This is a genomic window from Burkholderia sp. KL41 (genome assembly GCF_057005415.2).
Map to the genome: position 1 here is coordinate 3597757 of NZ_CM174447.1, position 25209 is coordinate 3622965.

Genomic DNA, 25209 nt, shown 5'->3' on the forward strand with positions numbered 1-25209 from the left:
GCTCACCATGACATCCCCTTCCTCCTCCAGGCCCGCCTGGACGTACGAGAACAGGCTGCTGCTGATCCTGTTCATGACGTTCGGCTTCGTGTTCTTCGACCGCCTCGCGCTGTCGTTCCTGTTCCCGTTCATGTCCGCCGAGCTGCACCTGACGAATGCGCAGCTCGGCATGGTGTCGTCCGCGCTCGCGCTCACGTGGGCGCTGTCGGGCGCCGCGACCGGCGCGTGGTCCGACGCGCGCGGCACCCGCAAGCCACTGCTGATCGCCGCCGTGATCGGCTTTTCCGTGTGCTCGGCGCTGTCGGGGCTCGTCGGCGGTTTCGCGAGCCTGATCGCGTTCCGCGCGCTGATGGGCATCGCCGAAGGCCCGGTGCTGCCGCTCTCGCAGTCGCTGATGGTCGAGAGTTCGACGCCGAGCCGCCGCGGGCTGAACATGGGCCTGCTGCAAGGCTCCGCCGCCGGCCTGCTCGGCGCGATGATCGGCCCGCCGGTCGTGATCGGCATCGCGACCGCGCACGGCTGGCGCCACGCGTTCTTCGTATCGTGCATTCCCGGCTTCCTGATCGCGTTCTGCATCTGGCGCTGGGTGCGCGAGGTGCCGCCCGGCGGCGCACGGCATGCGCAGGCCGACACCGTCGGCGCACCGGCCGCGGGCGGCGCGGCGATCAGCCGCTGGGCGCTGCTGAAGGAACGCAACATCCTGCTTTGCGTGCTGATCAGCTGCTTCTTCCTCACGTGGTTCATCGTGATCATCTCGTTCGCGCCGGTGTTCCTCGTCGACAGCCGCCACCTGTCCCCTGCCGACATGGGCGTCGTGATGACCTGCCTCGGCGCCGCGTGGGTGTTCTGGGGTTTCGCGGTGCCCGCGATCTCCGACCGGATCGGCCGCAAGCCGACGATGATCGTGTTCGCGCTGGTCGCCGCCGCGTGCCCCGTCGCGATGATTCACGCGAATTCGCTGTGGGCGCTCTGCGCGCTCGTGCTCGCGACCTACACGGGCCTCGGCTGTTTCACGCTGTTCATGGCGACGATCCCGGCGGAAACGGTGCCGCCGCGCGCGATCGCCAGCGCGCTCGGGCTGATCATGGGCGCCGGCGAGCTGATCGGCGGCTTCGTCGCGCCGACCGTCGCCGGCTTCGCCGCGGACAAGTACGGCCTGCAGTTCGCGATGTGGACGTCGGCCACCGGCGCGATCCTCGCGTGCGTGCTGTCGTTCGGCCTCGTCGAAACCGCGCCCGCCGTGCTGCGCAAGCGCGCGCTCGCCGGCACGGCCGCGAACCGTCTCGATACACAGAACCTCGGAGGACGCTGACATGCGTGCACTTCAATGGCATGGCCCGCGCGACGTCCGTCTCGTGGAAATCGATACGCCGCGCCCCGGGCCGGGCGAGGTGCGCATCGCGGTCGCGTATTGCGGCATCTGCGGCAGCGACCTGCACGAATACGCGGACGGCCCGCACGCGATTCCGGTCGACGCGCCGCATCCGCTGTCGCGCCGTACCGCGCCGCTGACGCTCGGCCACGAATTCTGCGGCACCGTCGTCGAAGTCGGCGAAGGCGTGACGACGCTGAATCCGGGCGATTGTGTCGCCGTCGAGCCCGAATATCGCTGCCACCAGTGCGCGTACTGCCGCTCGGGGTCGTACAACCTGTGCGTGTCGATGGGCTTTGCCGGGCTGATGGGCGACGGCGGGATGGCCGACTTCGCGGTCGTGCCCGCCTACATGCTGCACCGGCTGCCCGACGGCGTGAGTCTCGAGCAGGCCGCCGTGATGGAACCCGCGGCCGTCGCGCTGCACGCGCTGCGCCGCGCCGAGCTCCGGCTCGGCGACACGTGCGCGGTATTCGGGCTCGGGCCGATCGGCCTGCTGCTGATCCAGCTCGCGAAGCTGCAGGGTGCGACGACCCTCGTCGCGGTCGACGTGTCGACCGAGCGCCTCGCGGCCGCCGCGCGCTTCGGCGCGACGCACACGTTCAATGCGCGCACGCTCGACGCGTCCGTGCTGCGCGACGCGATCCACGAGGCATCGGGCGGGCTCGGCGTCGACGCGAGCTTCGAGGCGGCCGGCTTGCCGGCCACGTTCGAAGCGGCGATGCAGGCGCTGCGCAAGGGCGGCCGCGTCGTGATGGTCGGCCTGATGCCGCAGGCGGGCTTCGACGCGTTCCGCGCGGTCAACGACGAACTGACCTTCACGGCGAGCGTCGGCTACCGGCATGCGTACGAGGACCTGCTGCGCATCGTCGCGTCGGGTGCGCTCGATCTCACGTCGATCGTCACGCGTACCGTGTCGCTGGAGGACGCCGTCGCCGACGGCTTCGACGCGCTGCTCGCCGATCGTACGCAGATCAAGATCCTGGTTTCCCCCGCGCAGCGGCATGCGCGCTCCACCCACGCCGTCGAGAGTGTCGAACATGAGTCGCCAGTGGTTATTTGAGGGAAGGACCGTCGCGGTAACCGGCGGCACATCGGGCATCGGCGCAAGCACGGCGTGGCGTTTCGCTGAAGCCGGCGCATCGGTCGTTGCGCTCGGGCTCGACGCTACCGGCCCGCATGCGCCGGTGCATCCGCACGTCCGGTGCATGGAACTGGACGTGACCGACAGCGACGCACTGACGCGCACGATCGCCGCATTGCCGCGGCTCGACGTGCTCGTCAACGGCGTCGGCATCAGCCGGCACGCGGACGAATACCGGATGGACCAGTTCGAACTCGTGCTGAACGTGAACCTGACGTCGGTGATGCGCGCCTCCGACGCCGCGTTGCCGGCGTTGTCCGTACAAGGCGGCAGTATCGTCAACGTCGCATCGATGTACACGTACTTCGGCAGCAAGGACCGCCCCGCGTACAGCGCGAGCAAGGGCGGCATCGCGCAGCTCACGCGCTCGCTCGCGCAGGCGTGGGCCGATCGCGGCATCCGCGTGAACGCGGTCGCGCCCGGCTGGATCGACACACCGCTCAGCAGCGGCCTGATGGCCGACGCGCAGGCGTCACGACGCATCCTCGAACGCACGCCGCTCGGGCGCTGGGGCACGGCCAACGAAGTCGCGGACGTGATCCTGTTCCTGTGCTCGCCCGCTGCATCGTTCGTGACAGGTGCGGTCGTGCCGGTCGACGGCGGGTATTCGACGGTCTAGCGCGCGCGTTCGACAGGCATCGACAGGCATCGGCGGCCACGCGGTTCCAGCCGATGCCTGCCGCACACCGGTTCGCTCCGGTTGCCACCGAACCGGGAATCGCCCGGTTCTGGTTTGTTCATATCAATCAGTAGTCCAATCAAAAATATCCGACCTGACCGGAAACATGTGAGGAGCACATTGGAGATGACGAAAAAGACCCTTCTGGCGCTCGCGACATGCGCCCTTCCCGCCGTGTCGTTCGCGCAGAGCAGCGTGACGATGTTCGGGCTGATGGATGCCGGCATCAGCTACGTCAGCAACGAAGGCGGCCACGGCAACGCGAAGTTCGACGACAACATCTTCTTTCCGAACCTGCTCGGTTTCGAAGGCAAGGAGGATCTCGGCGCGGGCACGCGCGCGATCTTCCGGCTCGTGAACCAGTATTCGCTCGGCAACGGCTCGATCATCGGCGGCGGGCTGTTCGCTCGGCAGGCCTACGTCGGGCTGGAGAACGACCGTTACGGCAAGCTCACGCTCGGCAACCAGTACGAGTTCATGGTCGATGCGCTCGCCGCCGCCGGCAACGAGATCGCGCAGGATCTCGTCGGCCTGTACGGCTTTCGCAACGGGCCGTTCGACAAGCTCGCCTTGCCGAACAACCCCACCGGCGCGTTCGACTGGGATCGCGTCGCGGGCAGCAATCGCGTCGCGAATTCCGTCAAGTACACGAGCCCGTCGCTGTCGGGCCTGACCTTCGGCGCGCTGTACGGCTTCGGGAACGTCGCGGGGTCGGTCGGTGCGAACAACACGGTCAGCGTCGGCGCGAGCTACGACAACGGCCCGTTCGGCGCGGGCGCGGCCTATACGAACCAGAAATACGGCGCGTCGGCGGGGCTCCCGCCGACCAGCGTGCGCAACTGGGGCGCAGGGGTGCACTACACACTCGGCACGGTCACGGGGAAAGCGCTCGTGACGACCGTACGGAACTCGGCGAACGGCGCGGGCGCGTGGTCGGCGGAAGCCGGCGCGTCGTGGCACCCGTCGCCTGCGTGGGTGGTCGGCGCGAGCTACACCTACATGAAAGGCAACGACACGCTCGACAATGCGCACGCGCACCAGTTCCTGGCGGCCGTCCAGTACTGGCTGTCGAAGCGCACGATGGTGTACGTGGCGGGCGTGCATCAGCGCGCGAACCACGGCAGCAACGCGCAGATCAACGGCGTGATGGACGCGAACGGTGCGTCGAGCGGCGCACTGCAGTCGATCGCGCGGGTCGGATTCAGTACGCGGTTCTGACACGCACGGCGGCCGGCCACGCGACCCGCGTGGCCGGCCCGAAGCTTTCGTTGCCGCACACGCTCGACTGCAACGACTTCGGTACGACGAGGGTCGGCTTCACGTAGAAACCTTCGCGCGCATCGCAGCCGCGCCCCCGGGCCTGTCGCCCGACCGGCTGGCAAGCGCATCGAACGTATCGAGGCGCACTCGCCGCAACCGACCATACGCCGCAAAACTGGGTGCGGGAATACGAGCTACAAGCGAGACACGGCGGTCGACACATGCAACGGGAATAAATCCGAGCCGGCTCCGGTATATCGGAGGTCGCCACGCCGTTCGCGCTCCGGACGTGCGGGCGGGCGAACCCCACCCGAAACAGCGAGACCGCTCATGTCACAGCCCAACCACACCGCTTACGCACGCTTCGCGATCGCCCTGCACTGGTCGATCGCGATCCTGATCCTGTCGAACCTGTCGATCGGGCTCTACATGGATACGTTCCCGCACAACTCGCCGCAGTTCAACGGCATCCTGTTCTATCACGCATCGATCGGCAGCCTGATCTTCATGCTGACCGTACCGCGCCTCGTGTGGCGCGCGACACACACGCCGCCGCCGCTGCCTGACAGCGTTCCTGCGTGGCAGGCGCGGATCGCCGGCGCACTGCACGGCGTGCTGTACCTGCTGCTGTTTCTCGTGCCGCTGACCGGCTACGTGCACCGCCTCGCCGGCGCGCATCCGGTCAGTTTCTTCGGCATCGCGGACCTACCGATGCTTGTCGGCCGCGACGAACCGTTGCGACTCCTGACCGACGCGCTGCATCGTGCACTGGTGCTGACGCTCGGCTTGCTGCTGGCCGTGCACGTCGCGGCCGCACTGAAACACAAGTTCGTCGATCGCGACGGTGTTGCCGGGCGGATGGGTATCTGAGCGGGCGCGCCGCAATCGAGCCGGCGCCCGCCCGTTGTCGCGCATCCCGTCAGTCGCCGTCCTTCTCGAGCACGTTCTGCGTGAGCGCGACCGATGGAATCGTCGGCTTGAGCGACGCGCGGTGCGCGCGGCCGCTCAGCCACTTCCAGCCGGCCACGAGCAGCAGCGCGACGAGCGGGATCGACGCGATCGTCCACGTGCCGTTCGGATAGTCGAATGCCATCAGGACCAGCACGCCGAGCAGGAACAGCAGCGTCAGCCATGACGTCACGGGCGCGCCGGGCATCCTGAACGACACGTCGTCCACCTCGCCGCGCGCGACCGCCGCGCGGAACTTCATCTGGCACACGACGATGAATGCCCACGTACTGATGATGCCGAGCGACGCGATGTTCAGCACGATCTCGAACACGCTCGACGGCACCAGGTAGTTGAGCAGCACGCCGACCACGTAGATCGCGACCGTCACGAGAATGCCCGCGTACGGCACGGATTGCCCGCTCATCCTCCCGAGGAACGCCGGGGCCGAGCCGCCCATTGCGAGCGAACGCAGCACGCGCCCGGTCGAATACAGTCCCGAGTTGAGACTCGACAGTGCCGCGGTCAACACCACCAGGTTCATCACCGAACCGATGCCCGGCACGCCGAGCGCGCCGAAAAACGTGACGAACGGGCTCTGGCCCGCCTTGTACGCGCTCCACGGCAGCAGGCAGACCAGCAGGACGACCGACGCGACGTAGAAGATCGCGATGCGCCAGATCACGTTGTTGATCGCGCGCGGCAGCACCTTGCGCGCGTCCTTGCATTCGCCGGCGGCGGTGCCGACCAGTTCGACGCCCGCGAACGCGAACACCACGCCCTGCACCAGCACCAGCGCCGGCATCAGCCCGTGCGGGAAGAACCCGCCGTTGTCGGTGATCAGGTGCATGCCCGTGTCATGGCCTGCGACGTGCCCGCCGGTGCCGAGGATCACGCTGCCGATCACGAGAAACAGCACGATCGCGGCGACCTTGATCAACGCAAACCAGAATTCCATCTCGGCGAACCACTTCACGCCGATCAGGTTCATGGTCGCGACGATGCACAGTGCGGCGAGCGCGAAGATCCACTGCGGCACGCCCGAAAACGGCGCCCAGTAATGCATGTAGAGCGCGACCGCGGTGATGTCGACGATGCCGGTCATCGCCCAGTTCAGGAAATACATCCATCCGGCGACGAACGACGCTTTTTCGCCCAGGAATTCGCGCGCATACGACACGAAGCTGCCGCTGCTCGGGCGATGCATCACGAGCTCGCCGAGCGCGCGCAGGATCAGGAAGGAAAACACGCCGCACACCAGATAGACGATCGCGAGCGACGGCCCGGCAGCCTGCAGGCGCGCGCCCGCGCCGAGGAACAGGCCGGTACCGATTGCGCCGCCGATCGCGATCATCTGTACCTGTCGATTGCCGAGGGTCTTGTGATAGCCGGCCTCGTGGGATTCGAGCCAGTTCCGTTTGCTGGTGTCGCCGGTCGGCGCGGGTTCGGGAATCGATGCCATGACTGCATCCTCATGTGCTTGCGTGATCTCGTTCGGACCGTACCGCGATCCGGGCCCGTCGGCGCCTGCGGCCTCGATGCGCGCCATCACGCCGCGCATCGAGGCCGCTGCGCGCCGGACATGGCGCGCGGCACCGTCAACCGCGAACGTATGCAGCCGTAATTCCGTTCACAAACGCTATGCAAATTTCGACTGTCCCGGCATCGAATCGCGCATGCGACATGGATGGAAAGCATTTTGAAATACGTCAGGATTTCGAAAGACGAAAGCGGGAGCACGAGATGAAACTACGCGTCGACCGACGTCGCGCTCGGAACCCGCCGCCAGTGGCGGACGACCGGTCAAGTCACGGAAACAGCCGTGCCGGATTCAACTCCGCTTCGCTGCGTGGCCGGGCGCACCACCCAAGAACCACCGGCACCGGGTAAAGCCGTCGTGCACCAAAACGCGGCCAGAAATGACGCAGCCCCGGCGCGATGACTTGCACCACGGACAAGCCGATATCGGGCCACGTCTTGTCGACGACGAGCCCGTCGACGCCGGCCGCCACGCTGCGCCCGACGCAATGCGCGAGCGCCGCGGGCAACGACGCGGCATCGACCGGTTGCCACGTCGATCGCGTCGTGCAGCGCACGCCGTTCGCCGGATACGGAAATCAGGTTGCGAGAAGTTTGTGGCGATCCCTCGGGTACGGCGCATCCACCTCGATATCGAGCAACTGATCGACTTCGCTCAGCGCGCGCTGCGCCGCGATTCGGCCATCCGGACGGGAACCGAAGCCGATCGAAAAGTGCCCGTCCTGCGGATTTTCCGCCGGCGCGGCCACCGTCGGCACCCCGGGATCGGTGGTGATGTCGAGCGCCCACAAACGCCACCCGAACATCCGCGCACGCGACGTGCTCCGCGACGCCAGACGCATGCGCACCGGCGCCGCGCCCGGCTTACGCAACCAGCGCGCGGCCGACGCGTGCCTGGTTGCCGCGCCGCAGGTCGGGCGGCATCGACGCATACGCCGCATCGCGAATCAACGCATGGCGGAACGAATAGACCACGCGATCGCGCCGATGTTGCGCGTACAGGATCCGTTCCTCGAGCAGCAACTGCAGGTGCGCGTCGAGCGTCGCGCGATCATGCGGCGAAGCCGCGACGAGCAGTTGCGCATCCACCTCGAGCCCGATCGTCGCGGCGAGCTGCGCGGTGTCGCGCGCGTCGTCGATCCGGTCGAACGCTCGACCGAGCATCCCGCCGAGACTGAGCGGAAGCGGACGGGGTTCCGTCGTCAGCAGCCCGGCGAGCGTGTCGTCCGCGCCGCCCATCGTCAGCTCGCGCGCGACGGCCTCGATGAACAGCGGAATGCCCGCCGTGCGCCGGGCGAGCGGGTCGAGCCAGAGCGGATCGAGCTCGCCCGGGCCCAGGCATGCCGACATCAGGCGCTGCGCGTCGTCGCGCGGCAGGCGGCGCAACACCAGGCGTTCGGTCGCGCCGCGCCAGCGCGCGAGCTTGTCGGGGCGCGACGTGAGCACGATGCCGAGCGCCGCCGCACGCGGCGAGCGCCGCAGGTACGCCAGAAAATCCTCGGTCGAGCGGTCGATCCACTGGACATCCTCGACGACGAACAACACCGGCGCGCCATTGCCGAGCGACACGATCAGCTGCTCGAGGACGTCGAACAATGCGTGTTGTTCGCGCGCACTCGACCATGGGACCATCCTCCCTTCGCAGGGCACCCCCAGCCAGGTCGCGAGTGCGACACGGGCCGCCGCGTGATCGCATTCGAGCGGCGCGATCATGGTGTCGATTGCAGCAAGCGCGAGACCCGCCGGGTCGTCGGCGTCGATATGCCAATGCGCGGCGATGAATCGCAGGACCGGAAACAGTGCGTGATTCTCCCGCTCGGGCAGGCACCCGCAATACGCGCACGCAGAACCCTCGCCCCGGACGGCCTCGCACAACTCGTGTACGAGGCGTGATTTGCCGAGCCCCGCGTCACCGACGACCAGCCGCGGCACACCGTGCGGCACAGGCTCGCCGCGCATCACGCGACGATGTCGTGCGAGTGTTTCATGCCATGCGCGCAAGAGCACGTCGAGTTCGCGCGCGCGGCCGACCATCGGTGCCCGCATGCCGGCGTCGAGCGAATCGAACGGCGTATCGGCGCGCCGCTCGCCGAGCAATTCGTGAACCGGCTGCGGCACGAGGCCCGCCCGCGCGAGCCGCAACGGGGTCGGCCGATAGTCCGCATGCCGTTCGAGCGCCAGCCGCGCATCGTCGCTGATCAGAATCTGTCCGGGCCCGGCAAGCCGCAGCAACCGCGCAGCCGCGGCAGGCGTCGATACGCCCGACATATGCGACGCATGGGCGAGAACCTGCCCGACGTGAATCGCGGCAGCCACTTCGACGCGCCAGCTTGCGCCACCGGCGTCGCCGCCGGCCGCCGCGGGCACCGGCAGCCGTGCGCGCCCGGCCACCCGCACCATGTCGAGTGCCGCGCGCGCCGCGCGACGCGCCGGCCGATCGATGTCGCCTTGCAGGCCGAAGTGGAACAGCAGCGTGTCGCCGAGCCGTGCGTCGACCTGCGCGCCGTAACCGACGGCGATATCCGCACACTTCGTCTGCCATTGCGCCTCATAGCCGTCGAGCAAGGCGTCGTGATCGACTCCGGCGTGGCGTCGCCGGCCCTCTCCGGTGATCGTCACACAACAGCACAGCGTGGTGATCTGACGGTACCCGCCCGCCGTTGCGATCGGCTCGCCGTACGGAGCGAACGGGCGCGGATGCGTCGGCCCGCTTGCGCGGCCGGCATCGAACTGGCCGACGAGCGCCGCGAAGTTGAGCGCGCGAAACGGTTCCGCGAGTTCGTCGGCCGACGCGGCGCGCTGCTCCGGCTTCTTGCTCAGCGCGCGCCGCAATACCGCGCCGAGCGGATGCGATGCGATCGGCGGAGGGAACGCGACATTCACCGGGCTGAGCTGCTGATAGAGAATGTCGGCCACGCTCGCACCGCGCATGACGACCTCGCCCGTCAGGCATTCGATCACGACCAGGCCCCACGCATACAGGTCGCTTCCGGGCGTCGGCGGCTCGTTGCGCAATTGCTCGGGCGCGCAATAGGACGCCGAGCCAAGCACCTCGGTCGCCAGCGTCAGGGTCTGGCGCCCGATGTCCTCCGCGCCGGGCAGCAACGCACCGATGCCGAAATCGAGGAGCTTCGCGTGCGGCCCGTCATCGGCCATCGCGATCACGATGTTCTGCGGCTTCAGGTCCCGATGCACGATGCCCCGGCGATGCGCGGCCGCGAGCGCGTCGAGCACCTCCGCCATCAGCCGGCCCGTGTCGACGGCCGACAGCGGCCCCTGTGCCGCGAGCCGGTCACGCAAGGTCCGGCCCTGCACCAGCTCGAATACGGCGAACAGCCGGCCGTCGGGCGCCTCCCCCTTGTCCAGCAATGCCACGATGTTCGGGTGCCGCAGCGCCTCGCACAGGCTCGTCTCGCGCTGGAAGCGCGCACGCTGGCGCGCGCGCTCCGTCGCGGTCCGCGCGGCGTGATCCCGCATCAGCTTGATCGCGACGGCTTGTCCCGTTTCGCAGCAGGTCGCGCGAAACACCACGCCATTGCCGCCTTCGCCGAGCAACGAACCGAGCCGGTAACGCCGCTTGCCGGCCAGTTCCGCAAACGGCGCGAAGGGCGCGCGGGACACGGCCGGCGCCGAGACCGGTTCTCTCGAGTTCATGAGCAATGGACTACCGGGGCAGGCGCCGGACGATGCACGCCGATACGCGGCTGAGCGGGCGGCACCGACTCGCATTCGAGATGCGCACCGCGCATGACGCGGAACGGGAAATCGCCGAACCTGACGCTGCCGCGCCGGCGCTCGACGAGCTGGCTCGCGCCCAGCCCCGGCAGGGCCGCGAACTGGCTCCGGGCGCGGTGAATCTGCACGTTGACATGGGACGTATCGATGCCGAGCATGCGCGCCAGCCGGTCGAGTTCGATCCAGCCTTGCGTGGCGGCGTCGTAGCCGGCCTGCATGTCGGCCGAACGCGCGCGGGCAAGCGTGACGAGACTGTAGTGATGCGCGCGCTCGCCGAGGTCGACCACGCCGCCGCGAACATGCAGCAGCATGCGCACATGCTCTTCGTCCCGGCTGACGAGGAATTCGAGCAGTTGTGCCGGCACGGCCGGATCGGCGGGCGCGGCGAGCCTCATCGTCGAACCATTGCGCGCGAGTGCCAGGCGCCACGTGGCGTCGCCGGTCGATACTTCGTCGCCGTCGTGGAGCGCGCGCGGCGGCAACGTGTCGTCGCACAGCCATTCGCCGGCCGGCGACCGGACGATCGTGACCGGCTGCGCGGCGCGTGCGGCCAGGATCTGGCGCGGCGCGAGCACGATCGGATGCGCAGCGCCTCGTATCGGCCACAGCGTATCGGCCGGATCGTCGAGCGCATCGACGCGCCACGGCGCGATGCCGGCCCTGCCGAACCGGATCACGTCACCCGGCTGCAGTACCGCGTGATCGCCGTGGCGTAACGGCACGCCGGACAGCGACGTGCCGTTGCTGCTGTGATCGTGGAGTTCCCACAGCCCGCCCACCCAGCGGATATGGGCGTGAACACGGGACACCGACGCATCCCGGATGACCGTATCGCAACGCGCGGCATCCCGGCCGAACACGTGATACGCGCGGAGCAGGCACGCTTCCCCGGAAGAATCGTTCTTGAGTATCGCCATGGCTGCCCCGTATCGAATCCGCCCGGGTCGCTCGAGTGACGCATCGACGCCCAGGCAAACGATTGCTTCAATGAACGCGAACGATGTCGCCCGTTCGCCGCCTCGTTATCCGTTTCTTCGTCAGCTTCCTTTCGGATCGTTGCTCATCCGGCACGCGTTGTTTCGACTGATTGAATGGCCGGCTGTATTGTTGTCTTGAAATCGAGCAACCTGATGAAAATCCTGCCAAATAAAATCATGCATCGCAATCGAAACACTCAACTCTCTCCTTGATATTGCAATGCTTTACATTTTCGACCGATTTTTATATCTCATATAAAGGGTCGTAAATGCGAATTACCGCCAGAGCCCCGCCAGGCATACGTGTAGCGGAATCAGACACATTGAATGACGAGGCGAACTCAAATACCTTTGCCGGCGCGGATGTTTTGTTTGATTAAAACGAAATAAATTAAATAGTTTCGGCGATTTAAATAATTACATCCGATGTTTTTGCGGATTGCATTAAAAGAGTTGCTGCGGGGTCAAGGCGTCGCATCCGATGTTTCGGCGGGTGTCGGCGAGCAAGCCGGTACCGGCACGCCGCCGCGTCACGATCGATTGCCGGCAACGGCTGGAAGCAGGCAAGACGTCGACGATCCGATCGCCGTGATCGCCCCGCCAGGAGGTCGATGGAACGCATCGGCAACAACCACCACTGCAAGCGGCAGGCTCGCAAAAAATGGGGCCGCTATGGCCCATGCAGCTCACGGCTTGATCACCTGGCCTGCGCGTAGCGACCCTTTGCCGGGGAGAGGTCGCGCGGCAACTCCGAATCTTGCGAGGGAACGAGAATGCGCCGTCGTGAGGGCCGGTCCGTTTTATGAGCGCACGGCACTGCCTCACGCACGATCCAGCTTTCCGATCAGCTTGAAATCTAGCGCATACCGCGTTCCGTGAGGTTGGCGGGGCCGAACCGCGCAATCATTCTCCGCCGTCCCGGATGCTCGAGATGCCCGGTGTTCGGCGGCGCAAACCCGACAGACCACATGTCCGAAAATGGCGCACGTCGCGGGCGCCCGGGATATACGATGTCACCCATGCCTACCCCCATCGACACCCCCGACAGCGACGCCTGCTACCTGGCGCTGAAGGCGCACGACGCGCGCTTCGACGGCTCCTTTTTTGCGGCCGTCACCAGCACCGGCATCTACTGTCGTCCGGTGTGTCGCGTGAAGACGCCACGTCGCGAGAACCTCCGCTTCTACCGTCACGCGGCAGAGGCGGAAGCGGCCGGTTTCAGGCCCTGCTTGCGTTGCCGCCCCGAATTGGCCCCGCGCGCGGCATCCTGGAGCACGGAGGACGCTTCGCGCATCCTGGCCCTGCAGGCCGCAAGGTTGATGGATGAACCCGACGCGTGGCGGCACATGACCTCCGCGCGCCCGACCTTCGGGCAGTCGAGCGGCGGCTTGATGCCGCGCATTGCGCAACGGCTGGGTGTGACCGACCGCCATCTGCGCCGCATTTTCGACGCACACTTCGGCGTGTCGCCGCTTCAGTACCTTCAAACACGCCGGCTGTTGGCAGCCAAGCAGCTGATTGCCGACACCCGATTGCCGATGAGCCAGGTCGCGGCGTCCAGCGGCTTTTCCAGCGTCCGACGGTTCAACGATGCCTTCTCGCGCCACTACGGCCTGAATCCCAGCGCCTTGCGCCGGGCCAGATCCACGTCCGATGGACAAGGCGTGACCGTACGACTCGGCTGGCGACCGCCCTATGACGTACAGGCAATGGTGGGCTTCTTGCGCCTGCGCGCGTTGCCCGGCGTGGAGCAGGTCGCGGGCCTGGAATACACGCGAACGCTGCGGCTTGTGCAAGGTGCGCAGGCGCGTAGCGGCTGGTTGCGCGCTCGCTTCGACGAAGATCGCGCGCAGGCCATGCTGACGATCAGCGATTCATTGGCCGCCGCCCTGCCGGCGCTGATCAACCGTGTGCGCGCCGCGTTCGATCTGGACGCCGACCCGATCGCCATTCACGCGGCTCTGCACGCCGCGTTCCCGTCGGGCGAAGGCTTGCGCGTGCCGGGCACACTGGACGGCTTCGAGCTGGCGGTGCGCGCCGTGCTGGGCCAGCAGGTCACCGTGGCCGCTGCACGCACACTGGGCGCGCGACTGGTTGCGGCCTTCGGCGATCCGATCGAAACGCCCGTCGCGGGTCTGGATCGTCTCTTTCCCACGCCTGCTGCCCTGGCGGCCGCCACCGGCGATGAGCTCGGCCGCCTGGGCATCACGCGGCAACGCCAGACCGCACTGCATGCGCTGGCGCATGCAGTGCTGGACGGGCGCATCGCTTTGCATCCCGGCGTAGACGTCGCTGCGACTTGCGCCGAATTGTGTGCACTGCCCGGCATCGGCGACTGGACGGCGCAGTACATCGCCATGCGCGCGCTGCGCTGGCCCGACGCCTTTCCCGCCGGCGACGTCGCGTTGCAAAAAGCCCTGGGTGTGGGTAGCGCCCGTGCCGCGGCACAAGCCGCCGAGAAATGGCGGCCCTGGCGCGGCTATTCGGTGTTGCGTGCGTGGCATGCGATGAATCACGGTGCTTCTGCCTGACAACGACTCATATCGACATCTTTCCCGGCCGCGTGACTCGTCACCACCGGAAGCGACCAACCTGCACGATGAATTCAATCACACGGATCCCGAGCACGGTACCTGCTCAGAGCGATTTGTTCGGAAGCGGCGACGCCGAATTCTCGATAGACGAGTCCTTTCGATCGGCAAGGCGTTTCGATCTCGACGCTCATTCCTGGGTCGACATCGTGCCCGGATGGATTTCGGGGGCTTCGCTGCTCTATGAGCAGTTGCGCAACAGCGTTCCGTGGCTCGAGCACGATCGGCGCATGTTCAACCAGGTGTTTCGCGAGCCGCGCATGACGGCGGTGTACAAGCATGTCGCCGACGTGCCCGACGCGCGCCTGCTGCAGGCCGTCCGCGCGCTGTCGCGTCACTACGGCGTGGAATACGACGGCCTGTGGATGAACCTCTATCGCAACGGGCAAGACAGTACAGGCTGGCATCGCGACCACGGGTCGTGCCGGATGCTCGACTGCATCGTCCCCGTCCTGACGCTCGGCACGATACGCCGGTTCCTGATCAAGCCGATCAAGGGCGGCCGCTCCATGACCTTCAAACCGTCTTCCGGAGACTTGGTGGTGATGGGAGGGCGCGCGCAGCAAGACTGGGTGCACTGCGTGCCCAAGGAACCGGAAATCGAGGGCACGCGGATCAGCGTCAACTTCATGAGCTCGGCGCAGGGCGTGAGGGATTAGCACACGAAGCTGCCGAGATCTGGCGACGCTGTGAACAGCTCGTATCGAAGGGACATGCAGAGAACGTACCGCTACATCACATCGCTCAAGACAGGCACCATCGGTTAAGGCAAAGCACACCCGTTGCGAGTCTCCCAAATTGTGGCGACCCTCATGCTGTAGTCGGCCTATGTCCGGCGACAAAAAACGGCGCAACGGGTATTGAATAACCAACGCTGAGATCAGCGGTATCGGCCGCTTGTAGTGATTCGCGATCGCTTTGATTCCAGTATTCGCAGACCGTATGTGGCGGCCTGAGAGACCGCGTACACGGAAGTTTGACGTCATGCGGAGCAGCCCTCCGCAAACACCAGCCTTCGGTATTGAGCAACATCGATTCCGCTACGCGTACTTGTCGCCGACCGTACTACGAATCGGATGGGTGTCGTAGACGATGATCATCCGTTCGATGAGCCCCGCGGTGTCGAACTCGAACACGTCGACGCACTCGAAGCGCGCCGCCGATCCGTCTTTCAGGCCCCAGTCGTAGATGAAGTAACCTGTCGCACGTCGAGCCCCACTCGCGCTGACGCAGATATCGATCGGTGTAATCTTGCTTTCTCCCGACGCGGCAGCGACCTTCGAAAAAAAGGGCTCCGGGTGCATCCAGCCGAGAAATGGCGAGAAAATCTGCGCGTCCGGCGTAAATAGCGCGCAGATGGCACCGACATCGCCTCGCTCCAGTTCCCGAAGGTACGCGCGAACCTGTTCCGTATATAGTGATCCCGACGTTGAGTCCAAAATTATCCTCCGATCATTCGTTGACAACCCCGTTCATTCGCAAGAACAGGGCATCCGGTAGACGCACGATAGCGACGCACCGATGACCGAACAATCGAAAAATGTGCAATCCGGGTATGCAGCGCACGCATATCCGCTGGCCGACCTGACGCGGCCCCTCCCACCGTTGGCAGCGATTCAGTCATTCGTCGCCGCGGCGCAGCTTGGCAGCGTCAGCAAGGCTGCGGCTCATCTATGCCGTACGCAAGGCGCGGTGAGCCGCCAGATACAGCAGCTGGAAACGCATTATCGATGCGCGCTCTTTGTGCGCCATGTATCGGGGCTGACGTTGACGGCGGAAGGGAATGGACTGCTGACGGTCGCAGTCAACGTGCTCACGCAATTGGTTCAGCACGCAGACATCCATGCACGGACGACCTCGGTTCTCACCTTGAAGTTGCCGTCCACGTTCGCCATTCGCTGGTTGCTCCCGCGGCTGCCGGACATTCATCGCGCCATGAGCGGGACGGAGCTTCGTATTTCGACATCCGCGGACGATACGCCCGATTTCACTACGTCCGACGTCGATGCCGTCATTGTGCGCGGCACGGGACAGTGGACCGGTATGGAAGCGCTACCGCTGTTTTCCGAGACGCTCACGCCGATGTGCGCGCCCGCATTGGCGACATCACTGCGATCCGTTGCCGACCTTGCGCATGTCGATTTGCTCCATCCCGGGCCCAGCCACGCGGAGTGGAGATGCTGGCTCGATCATGTTGGGGCGCTCCAGATCAATGCGGAACGTGGACTTGTATTCGATACCCTCGAATTGACGCTCGCGGCATCGACGGAAGGACACGGAATTGCCATCGGCGACCCACGAATGGCACGAGACCGGCTCCGTGCCGGATCGCTGGTGACGCCGTTTGAGGACGTGGTTCAGGACGGCCTTTCCTACTTCCTCGTATATCCGTCCCAACGTGCGGCACAACCGAAAATTCGAGCCCTCGCTGACATCTTGCTGCGGCTTGCGCGAGAAGACTGACTGACAGGCGAGAGTCCGATACCCGGGCAGGGCCGACAGTCGGATGTTGCAGCCGAAGTAGAGGCGAATGATTGGATTGGGTCGTGATCGGCAAGCTACAGCAGGAACCGCACCATCCAACCCCACCTGCTCTTTTCCCGTCGCGCCGGTTTGGTCAACGCTTGTGGACAACCGAATCGAGCACGAAGCTGGTCGTCATGTTCTGCACACCGTCCATCGCACTGATCGTCGCCCAGATGTCGCTGATGCGCTCGTGTGTGGCGGCCTCTATCTGTACGAGCAAATCGACCTCGCCGCTGAGCACCGCGCAATCGCGCACCTCGGCGATCCGCTCGAGTGCGGCAAGCACGTCCGCACCGCGCATCCGGTCCTTGCGGTAAACCAGCATCACGGCGCGCACCGGCACGACCTCGTCGGGCAATGCGAGCCGCACCGTATAGCCTGCAATGACGTTCAGCGCTTCGAGCCGGTCGATCCGGTTCCGGACCGCCTGCCTGGACAGACCGATCCTGTCGGCCAGCACCGCGAGCGGAATCCGCGCATCGGCACACAACGCGTCGATTATCTTCTGGTCCAGGCCGTCGATCTTCATTCGCCGAACCCGGTATGCCGGGCACCGCGTGCATCGACCGCGTCGCGCAATGCCGCGATGTGGCCGGGGCCGATTCCGCAGCATCCGCCGACGATCTGCGCGCCCAGCGCGAGCCACTGCTCCGCCCATCTTGCATAGCCGGGCGGATCGATGTCGCCGCGCAAACCGTGGAGTTCCTCGTTCGCACGCGCATCGGCGCGCTGAGGCGGAAACGCGTTCGCATAGGCGCCGATCACGAGCGACGTTCCCGTTCGCGCGAGCCCGCGCTGCACCGTCTCGATCGCCGCACCCATCGCCTCCGGCTGGCTGCAATTGAACAGCAGCGCGGTCGCGCGCGCGGATACGGCGGCGTCGATCGCTTCGTCGAGCGTCTGCCCCGATCGCAATACCGGCGTGGCGCCTGCTTCGACGTCGTCGCGCAGCGTGAACGAGACCCAGAGCGGCTTCGGATTCTCACCCAGCGCTCGCCGGACCGCGCCGATCTCGTCGGTCAGGCTCTGCGTCTCGGCCAGCCACAGGTCGACGTAGGGATCGAGCCCATCGACGAGCGTCGCCAAGATGGCATCGGCGCGCGCTGCATCGAACAGGTCGGGGCGGTAGGAACCGCCAGTCGGCGGAAGCGATCCTGCGACGCGCACGGGCCGCCCTGCGCGGTCCGCCGCTTGCCGAGCGAGTTGCCCGGCAAGGGCCGCGAGCGCGACTCCGTCGCGACGGAACCGCTCGTCGCCGATATGGAACGGCACGACCGCATAGCTGTTTGCGGTGATCACGTCGGCACCCGCCGCGACGAATGCGTCGTGCGCAAGGCCGACGTAATGCGGCGCTTCCATCAGCGCGAGTGCCGACCACTCCGGCTGCCTGAACGGCGCCCCCATCCGCGCCAGTTCGCGCCCCATGCCGCCGTCGAGTACTGTGATGTCATGCATAGTCCGTGCTCCGTCGTTGCAATCCGCGCATCTCGTGCCCGAATCGATTCAAAGGTCGGCGCGACGCACACGAGACGTCGATCGAGCGTGCGCGCTGGTCCGTGTCAGATCTGCTCCAATGCTTGCGCGATATCGCTTTTCAGGTCGTCGATGTGCTCGATGCCGACCGAATAGCGGATGAAATTGAGCGGAATGTCGGCAGCGCGCATTTGCTCCGCCGACATCGTGCCCGCCCACATGGATGCCGTATGGATCGCGAGCGAATCGACGCCGCCGAGATTGCCTGCGTTCAGGGGCAAGCGCAGCGCCTCGACAAAGCGCTGCGCTTCGCCGTAGCCTCCCCGCACGCCGAACGCCACCACACCGCCGAAGCCGCGCATCTGCCGGCATGCGAGTGCGTGCTGCGGATGGCTGCGCAGGCCCGGATAAAACACGCGTTCGATCTTCGCGTGCGCTTCGAGGAATTCGGCGAGCGCCTGGGCGTTCGCGTTGATCCGCTCGACGCGCATCGGCAGCGTGCGCAGCCCGCGCAGCAGCAGCCACGCATCCATCGGGGACAGCACCGAGCCGAGCGTGATGTGCGTATGCCAGATCTGCTCGGCGAGCACGCGGCTCGTACAGATCACGCCGCCGGTCAGGTCGTGATGGCCGCCCAGATACTTGGTCGCGCTGTGCACGACGATGTCGACACCGAGCCGGTGCGGCTGCTGGTTGACCGGCGACGCGAACGTGTTGTCCGCGAGCGTCAGGATGCCGCGCGCCCTTGCGATTTCAGTCACCGCGGCGATGTCGGTCACGAGCAGCAGCGGATTGACCGGCGACTCGAGCACGATCAGCCGCGTGTTCGGCCGAATCGCACGATCGAATGCGCCCACGTCGGTCTGGTCGACGAACGTCACCTCGACGCCGAACCGGCGCAGCATGTCGTCGAGCATTTTCGTGGTGCTCATGTAATGACGCGTCTGGCCGACGACGTGATCGCCGGCCTTCACGACACTGAGGATCGCGGTCGCGATCGCGCCCATTCCGGATGCGGTGACGAGCGCGGTCTCGGTGCCCTCGAGCTCCGCCATGACCGCCTTCACGCGCTCGTGAACCGGATTGCCGTAGCGGGTGTAGTTGCGCGGATGCTGCGGCACGCTCGACATCTCCGCGAATTCCTCGCTGCCGGCTGCCTTGAACACCGCCGAATAGTGGATCGCCGGCGCGACCGACTTCTCGTCGGTCACGTCGCGGTCCGCAGCCAGCGCCAGCGTTTCAAGCTTGTATCCCATGTCGTCCTCGGATCGTTCGTTGTGTCGCGTTCATACGGCGCCGGTCAAGCACGCGCGCTGCCCAGATGGCGATTCAGCAAACTTTCGATGCGTTTGAGCACGGTCGAAAGCACGGCCGTGATGCCGACGTACACGATGCCGGCCAGCATCAGCGCGTCGGTCGTATAGGTTTCGATCGAGATGCGGCGTGCGACACCGGTCAGGTCGAGCACGGTGATCGTGCTGGCAAGCGCGGTCGACTTCAGTTGCAGCACGATCTCGTTGCCGAGCGTCGGCGCGACGATGCCGATCGCGCGCGGCACGATCACGAACCAGGTGAGCATGAAGCGGCTCATCCCGAACGCCAGCGCGGCTTCCTTCTCGCCCGCCGGGACGCCGGCGATCCCGCCCCGGATGTCTTCCGCCATGTACGCCGCGAGATTGAGCGTCAGCGCGCACAACGCACACGAGAACGATCCGCCGACCAGCAGCCACAGAGGCGACGCACGCACGATCGAGAACTGCGCGAGCCCGTAATACAGCACGAAAATCTGCACCAGCAGCGGCGTGCCGCGAAACACCGACATGAACAGACGGCTCGGTGTCGACAGCCACCGGCACGCCGACGTGCGCGCGACCGCCAGCGGCACCGCGAGCGCGAACGCAAGCGTGCAGGACAGCACCAGCAGCTCGAGCGTGATCCATATGCCGCGCGCGATGTCCGGGCCGGACTGCACGATGAGGGAAAGAAAGTCGTTCATCACGTGGCCCCGTCAGGTGCGTTTTGCGTAACCGCGGCCCGCGATGCGCTCGAGCCACGCGAACACGGGGTTGGATGCGGCGAGAAAGCCGAAATAGACGATGCCGACCGTCACGTAGAAGACGAATGGCTGCTTGGTGAACTGCGCGGCGATGTTGGCCTTGCGCAGCATGTCCTCGAGCCCGACGATCGACACCAGAGACGTGTCCTTCAGCAGGTTCTGCCACATGTTGTTCAGGCTCGGCAGGCAGATGCGCCACGCCTGTGGCAGGCGCACGTGCCACAGTGTCTGCAGGCGTGTCATCCCGTACGCGCGCGCGGCCTCGATCTGTCCGGCCGGCACCGCGATGAACGCGCCTCGGAACATCTCCGACGAGTAGGCGCCGAACACCACGGCGAGCGCGATCACGCCGGCGGAAAACGGGCTGATGACGATGGCGCCATCGAATTGCGCGTTGAGCAGATGCGACAGCCCGAAGTAGCAGATCAGCAGGATCAGGAACTCGGGAATGCCGCGCAGGAAATTGGTCAGCGCATAGGTCGCATGTCTGAGCCACCCCAGGCTCGACAGCTTTGCCGATGCGCCGGCGATGCCGAGCAGCATGCCGACGCACAGCGCGGCGACCGCGAGCTCCAGCGTGACGAGCGCGCCCGCCGCGATCTGCGCGCCGTAGTTCACCAAGATGTCCATCGTTATATCGCTCCTTGTGAGCCCGATTCGCGCAGGCCGCCGTCCGGCGACCGCGCGGTCCCGATACGCGGTTATTGCGGCGCGATGCTGAACGGGAAATAGCGCTTGTTGGCTGCGGCGAACGTGCCATCGGCCTGCACCTGCGCGATGCCCTTGTCGAATAGCGCCTTCAGCGGCGCGTCGCCCTTGCGTACCGCGATCGCCGTACCGTCGCCGAAGATCTCCGCATCGGCAATCGGCTTGCCGACGAAGTCGAAGCCTTCCTTCCTGCCGGCCTTCGTCAGCCAGTCGTACGCGACCGTGTTGTCGGCGAACACCGCATCGACGCGCCCGGCCTCGAGATCGAGCCACGCCTCGTCGAGCGTCTGGTAGACCTTCACGTTGATCCCCGACTTGCCCGCCGGCAGGCGGCGGCGCAGATAGGATTCGTGCGTCGAGGCCGTCTGAACGCCGATCGTCTTGCCGCGCAACGTGGCGGCGTTGTCCGTGATCCCCGAGCCCTGCTTCGCGACGAGTTGCACAGGTGCCGTCGTGAAAATGCGCGTGAAGTCCACCGACTGCTCGCGCTCCGGCGTCTTCGACATCTGCGCGAGCACCGCATCGATCTGTTTCGCCTTGAGCGCCGGAATCAGCGCGTCGAAATCCATCGTCACCCACTGGCACTTGACCTTCATCGTGTCGCACATCTTCTTGCCGATGTCGATCTCCATGCCTTGCAGCTTGCCGGATGCATCCTTGTATTCGAACGGCGCGTAATCGGCGAGCGTACCGATCCGCACGACCTGCTCGGCATGCGCGACCGATCCGAGCAATGCCGCGCCCACGCACAGCGACTGAAGCAGCTTCTTCATGGTTTCCTCTCCCGTTGACAATGAATCCGCATCAGATGATGCTGGACAGAAACTTCTGGAAACGCGGCGATTTCTGGCTCGCGAACACCTCATCGGGACTGCCGTCTTCCTCGATTCTTCCCTGGTGGACGAACACGACGCGGTTCGCGACTTCGCGTGCAAACCCCATCTCGTGCGTGACGACGAGCATCGTGCGCCCCTCGTCGGCCAGCGAGCGCATCACTTTCAATACTTCGCCGACGAGCTCGGGATCGAGCGCGGACGTCGGCTCGTCGAACAGCATCACGTCGGGGTCGGTCGCGAGTGCACGTGCAATCGCGACGCGCTGCTGCTGGCCGCCCGACAGCTGGTTCGGATAGTGTTCGCACTTGCCGGCGAGCCCGACCCGTTCGAGCATCGCGATCGCCTTGTCGCGTGCGTCGCGCTTCGGCACGCCGAGCACGCGCGCCGGCACGAACATCACGTTCTGCAGCACGGTCATGTGCGCCCAGAGATTGAACTGCTGGAACACCATCGCGAGCTTGCGGCGCACGCGCATCACCTGCCGCGCATCGGCCGCGACGAGCGCGCCGTCGCGGCCCGCCGGTTTCAGCGCGAGCGTTTCGCCGTTCACGCAGATCCGGCCGCGGTCGGGCATTTCCAGCAGGTTGATGCATCTGAGGAACGTACTCTTGCCTGACCCGCTGCTGCCGAGGATCGATACGACCTCGTGATTCCTCGCGGTCAGCGAGATGCCCTTCAGCACCTCGACACCGCCGAACGACTTGTGAATATCCTCGACCACCAGCGCGTCCGCCGCCGGTTTGCATGCAGGAATTGCTGCTGGCATCCTCGACTCCTTCTTCGATACGTTGCTCACCACACCGCTCCGGTTCGCGCCGCGCCGGCCCACCAGGCGCCGGCGCTTGCGCATCAGCTCGACAGCCGCCGGTTGCGTCTGAAGCACACCACCTTGGGCTGCGTCATTTCCGTCATCGCAAACCGAACGCCTTCGCGGCCCAGCGACCCATGCTTGAATCCGCCGAACGGCATGCCGTCGAAGCGGTAATCGGACGAATCGTTGATCATCACGCCGCCCGCCTGCAGTCGCTCGGCCGCGCCGAGCGCCACCTCCAGCCGGCTGGTGAACACACCTGCATGCAGGCAGCTCTCCGACGCGTTGGCCGCATCGAGCGCCTGCTGCAGGTCGGTGAATTTCTCGATCGTCACGACCGGCGCGAACACCTCGTCGGCCCATACACGCGCGTCGTGCGGCACATCCGCGAGCACCGTCGGTTCATACAGCGCCCCGCGTCGGCGATGACCGCTCAGCACCGTCGCACCGCACGAGACCGCTTCGTCGACCCAGCGTTCGACGCGGATCGCCTGTTCCTCGCCGATCATCGGCCCCATGTCGGTCGCATCGTCCAGTGGATCGCCGACGACCATCCTGCCGGTCAGCTCGACGAAATACCGGACGAACGGCTCGTATGCCGCCTCGGCGACGAAGATCCGCTGTGTGCCGATGCAGTTCTGTCCCGCCGCCCAGAACGCACCCGACACGCAGGATTCGGCGGCATCCTTCAGGTCGCAGTCGGCCATGACGATCACCGGCGCATTTCCGCCCAGGTCCATCGCGACCTTCTTGAGTCCCGCATCGCGCGTGATGGCTTCGCCGGTCTGCGGGCCGCCGGTAAAGGTCACCATCCGGATCCGCCGGTCGCGCACCAGAGCCGACGCGATATCCGCGCCGCCGTGCACGATCTGCAGCGCGTCGCGCGACGCCCCGGCTTCCCACAGAACCTCGACGAGCGCCTGCGCGGACAGCGGCGCGAGCAACGAGGGCTTCAGGATGACCGCATTGCCGGTCGCGAGCGCCGGCCCGAGCTTGTGTGCAACGAGGTTCAGCGGGTCGTTGAAGGGCGTGATCGCGAGAATCACGCCCAGCGGCTCCAGCGTGTAGTAGCCGCTGCGATCCTCGGAGCCGGGATACCCGTCGAACGGGATCGTCTCGCCGACCAGTCGCTTCGCTTCCTCGCCCGACAGGCGCAGCGTGTTCACGCAGCGCGCGACTTCCTTGCGGGCCTGCCGCAGCGGCTTGCCCGCTTCGAGTGCGATCGTGCGTGCAAATGTCTCCTCTTGTGCTTCCACGCTCGCGGCCGCGCGGAACAGGATGTCGGCCCGCCGGCTGCGTGGCAGGGTTGCGGCCGAGCGCGCGCCGTCGAGCGCGCGCTCGACGAGGACCGGCGCCGCATCCGCAGGCGACAGGCGAACCTGGCCGACGATCGAGCCGTCATAGGGCGACCGAACATCGGCCACGCCGGCTCCCGTGCAGTCGGTCATCACCGCATCGCGCGCGCTCATGCCGCCACCTCGTGCGAGGCTGCGCCGATCCTGTCCGCGAGTTCGATCAGGTCGGAGAGAATCGCGAACGCCGTTTCCTCACGGCCGGCGCCCGGCCCGCTGATCGTCACGCCGCCGAGCACGTCGGTGTCGAACGTGATTGCATTCGTCACGCCGCTCGCGGCAAGCAGCGGATGGCCGGCCGGGAGCTTGCGCGGTTCGACGCTCGCGGTCACGGTGCCGTCCGGATGACGGACGGCAGATCCGATCAACCGCCACGACATGCGCTCCGCCGCCGCCGCGCGCACGTCGTGCTCGGTCAATTCCACGATGCCGCGGCACGTCACGTCGCCACGCTTGAGGCCGGCATTCCACAGCGCGTTCGCCAGAATGACGACTTTCAGCTGTACGTCCGAACCGTTGACGTCGGCCGCCGGATTCGCCTCCGCATAGCCGCGCTGCTGCGCATCCCGGATCGCCGCATCGAAGCTCGCGCCGGCCTCGACCTCACCGAGGACGTAATTCGACGTGCCGTTCAGGATGCCGGCGAAACCGTTGATGTCGCAGCCGCGCAGCGAGGTCGCGAGCTGCCGCAGCACCGGTGTGCCGCTCATCACCGTGCCCTCGTACATCACACAGGCACCCGATTGCGCGGCAATCCGCGCCAGTGCCGGCTGCGCGAGCGCGATCGGCCCCTTGTTGGTCGTGATCACGTGCTTGCCGCATTCGAGCGCGGTACGGCAATGCGACAGCGCGGGCTCGCCGGTGTTCGGATCCGTGAAAGTCGCCTCGATGACGACATCCACGTGGTCCGACGCGATGGCCTTCAGCACCGCACCGAGGCCGACGTCCGGCGACACCAGCGTGCCGGGATCGCGGCGCAGCGCTTCCGCATCGACGCCCCGCCGCGCGGTTTCGTCGAGGACGTCCAGCGCGATACCGCGAGGATTCGTCGCGATCCCGAGCCGCAGGTCGGCGACCATCGTCACCGATACGTCGAGTCCCGCCGCCCCCAGCATCGCACGCTTCTTTTTGAGCAGTTCGACCAGTCCCTGATTGACTCCGCCGAAACCGACCAGTGCCAGTTTGAGTTCCATCTCGATCAT

20 protein-coding genes and 2 pseudogenes are annotated in these 25209 nt (G+C 66.2%); 8 read left to right on the forward strand and 14 right to left on the reverse strand.

Features of this window, described 5'->3' with window-relative positions; translation table 11 throughout:
* Positions 1-7 precede the first annotated feature (7 nt).
* From PQB87_RS33660 to PQB87_RS33680, 5 genes are all read left to right on the forward strand, one after another.
* Positions 8-1312, forward strand: a complete 1305-nt coding sequence (locus PQB87_RS33660) for an MFS transporter (protein ID WP_027790114.1) — start codon at positions 8-10, stop codon at positions 1310-1312.
* 1 nt (position 1313) lies between these two features.
* Positions 1314-2435, forward strand: a complete 1122-nt coding sequence (locus tag PQB87_RS33665) for a 2,3-butanediol dehydrogenase (RefSeq protein ID WP_489243379.1) — start codon at positions 1314-1316, stop codon at positions 2433-2435.
* The gene (locus tag PQB87_RS33670; RefSeq protein ID WP_489243380.1) at positions 2413-3135 is read left to right on the forward strand and encodes an SDR family NAD(P)-dependent oxidoreductase; all 723 of its coding nucleotides are present in this window, start codon (positions 2413-2415) and stop codon (positions 3133-3135) included. The genes PQB87_RS33665 and PQB87_RS33670 overlap by 23 nt, the downstream gene beginning before the upstream one ends.
* 186 nt (positions 3136-3321) lie before the next feature.
* Positions 3322-4413, forward strand: a complete 1092-nt coding sequence (locus PQB87_RS33675) for a porin (protein WP_489243381.1) — start codon at positions 3322-3324, stop codon at positions 4411-4413.
* 372 nt (positions 4414-4785) lie between these two features.
* On the forward strand, positions 4786-5325 hold the full coding sequence (locus tag PQB87_RS33680) for a cytochrome b (protein WP_175831962.1): 540 nt from the start codon (positions 4786-4788) through the stop codon (positions 5323-5325).
* Between the two features lie 49 nt (positions 5326-5374).
* On the opposite strand, the gene ansP is transcribed toward PQB87_RS33680, so the two are convergent.
* The 4 genes and pseudogenes from ansP to PQB87_RS33700 all read right to left on the reverse strand — a co-directional run bounded on the left by ansP (position 5375) and on the right by PQB87_RS33700 (position 11594).
* Positions 5375-6865 (reverse strand): L-asparagine permease, encoded by a 1491-nt coding sequence (gene ansP / locus PQB87_RS33685; RefSeq protein ID WP_027790119.1) that lies wholly within the window; start codon positions 6863-6865, stop codon positions 5375-5377.
* A 346-nt stretch (positions 6866-7211) separates the two neighbouring features.
* A pseudogene (locus tag PQB87_RS33690) lies at positions 7212-7883 on the reverse strand (YcaO-like family protein).
* A pseudogene (locus PQB87_RS33695) lies at positions 7810-10596 on the reverse strand (TOMM system kinase/cyclase fusion protein); the annotation flags it as partial. The pseudogenes PQB87_RS33690 and PQB87_RS33695, both read right to left, overlap by 74 nt.
* Positions 10593-11594: an FHA domain-containing protein gene (locus PQB87_RS33700; RefSeq protein ID WP_489243382.1), complete on the reverse strand. Its 1002-nt coding sequence runs from the start codon at positions 11592-11594 to the stop codon at positions 10593-10595. The pseudogene PQB87_RS33695 and the gene PQB87_RS33700, both read right to left, overlap by 4 nt.
* 1079 nt (positions 11595-12673) lie before the next feature.
* On the opposite strand from PQB87_RS33700, the gene PQB87_RS33705 reads away from it, so the two are divergent.
* Both PQB87_RS33705 and PQB87_RS33710 read left to right on the forward strand, forming a co-directional pair.
* On the forward strand, positions 12674-14185 hold the full coding sequence (locus tag PQB87_RS33705; protein WP_301861932.1) for a DNA-3-methyladenine glycosylase 2 family protein: 1512 nt from the start codon (positions 12674-12676) through the stop codon (positions 14183-14185).
* 68 nt (positions 14186-14253) lie between these two features.
* Positions 14254-14904 carry an alpha-ketoglutarate-dependent dioxygenase AlkB gene (locus PQB87_RS33710; protein WP_489243383.1) on the forward strand — a complete coding sequence of 217 codons (651 nt, stop codon included), beginning with the start codon at positions 14254-14256 and terminating at the stop codon, positions 14902-14904.
* Between the two features lie 381 nt (positions 14905-15285).
* On the opposite strand, the gene PQB87_RS33715 is transcribed toward PQB87_RS33710, so the two are convergent.
* On the reverse strand, positions 15286-15684 hold the full coding sequence (locus PQB87_RS33715; RefSeq protein ID WP_174413315.1) for a nuclear transport factor 2 family protein: 399 nt from the start codon (positions 15682-15684) through the stop codon (positions 15286-15288).
* A gap of 82 nt (positions 15685-15766) precedes the next feature.
* Here PQB87_RS33715 and PQB87_RS33720 point away from each other — a divergent pair, with 82 nt between their 5' ends.
* A complete protein-coding gene (locus tag PQB87_RS33720; protein ID WP_489243384.1) occupies positions 15767-16708 on the forward strand; it encodes a LysR substrate-binding domain-containing protein in 942 nt (313 codons plus the stop codon).
* Positions 16709-16862: 154 nt separating this feature from the next.
* On the opposite strand, the gene PQB87_RS33725 is transcribed toward PQB87_RS33720, so the two are convergent.
* The 9 genes from PQB87_RS33725 to PQB87_RS33765 form a co-directional block, all read right to left on the reverse strand.
* Entirely contained in the window at positions 16863-17300 is a 438-nt protein-coding gene (locus PQB87_RS33725) for an Lrp/AsnC family transcriptional regulator (protein ID WP_111938646.1), read from the reverse strand.
* Positions 17297-18226: a homocysteine S-methyltransferase family protein gene (locus tag PQB87_RS33730; RefSeq protein ID WP_059684766.1), complete on the reverse strand. Its 930-nt coding sequence runs from the start codon at positions 18224-18226 to the stop codon at positions 17297-17299. Before PQB87_RS33730 ends, PQB87_RS33725 begins: the two co-directional genes overlap by 4 nt.
* Before the next feature lie 104 nt (positions 18227-18330).
* Positions 18331-19500 (reverse strand): trans-sulfuration enzyme family protein, encoded by a 1170-nt coding sequence (locus PQB87_RS33735; RefSeq protein WP_059684764.1) that lies wholly within the window; start codon positions 19498-19500, stop codon positions 18331-18333.
* Positions 19501-19544: 44 nt separating this feature from the next.
* Positions 19545-20240, reverse strand: a complete 696-nt coding sequence (locus PQB87_RS33740) for an ABC transporter permease (RefSeq protein ID WP_489243385.1) — start codon at positions 20238-20240, stop codon at positions 19545-19547.
* Positions 20241-20252: 12 nt separating this feature from the next.
* The gene (locus tag PQB87_RS33745) at positions 20253-20930 is read right to left on the reverse strand and encodes an ABC transporter permease (RefSeq protein WP_059684760.1); all 678 of its coding nucleotides are present in this window, start codon (positions 20928-20930) and stop codon (positions 20253-20255) included.
* A 71-nt stretch (positions 20931-21001) separates the two neighbouring features.
* The gene (locus tag PQB87_RS33750; RefSeq protein ID WP_174413320.1) at positions 21002-21781 is read right to left on the reverse strand and encodes an ABC transporter substrate-binding protein; all 780 of its coding nucleotides are present in this window, start codon (positions 21779-21781) and stop codon (positions 21002-21004) included.
* 31 nt (positions 21782-21812) lie between these two features.
* Complete coding sequence (locus PQB87_RS33755; RefSeq protein WP_489243386.1) at positions 21813-22610, reverse strand: ABC transporter ATP-binding protein; 798 nt, start codon at positions 22608-22610, stop codon at positions 21813-21815.
* 83 nt (positions 22611-22693) lie between these two features.
* Positions 22694-24124, reverse strand: coding sequence for an aldehyde dehydrogenase family protein (locus tag PQB87_RS33760; protein ID WP_301861922.1), 1431 nt, complete (start codon positions 24122-24124; stop codon positions 22694-22696).
* Positions 24121-25200, reverse strand: a complete 1080-nt coding sequence (locus PQB87_RS33765) for a homoserine dehydrogenase (protein ID WP_222153588.1) — start codon at positions 25198-25200, stop codon at positions 24121-24123. The genes PQB87_RS33760 and PQB87_RS33765 overlap by 4 nt, the downstream gene beginning before the upstream one ends.
* Positions 25201-25209: the final 9 nt, after the last annotated feature.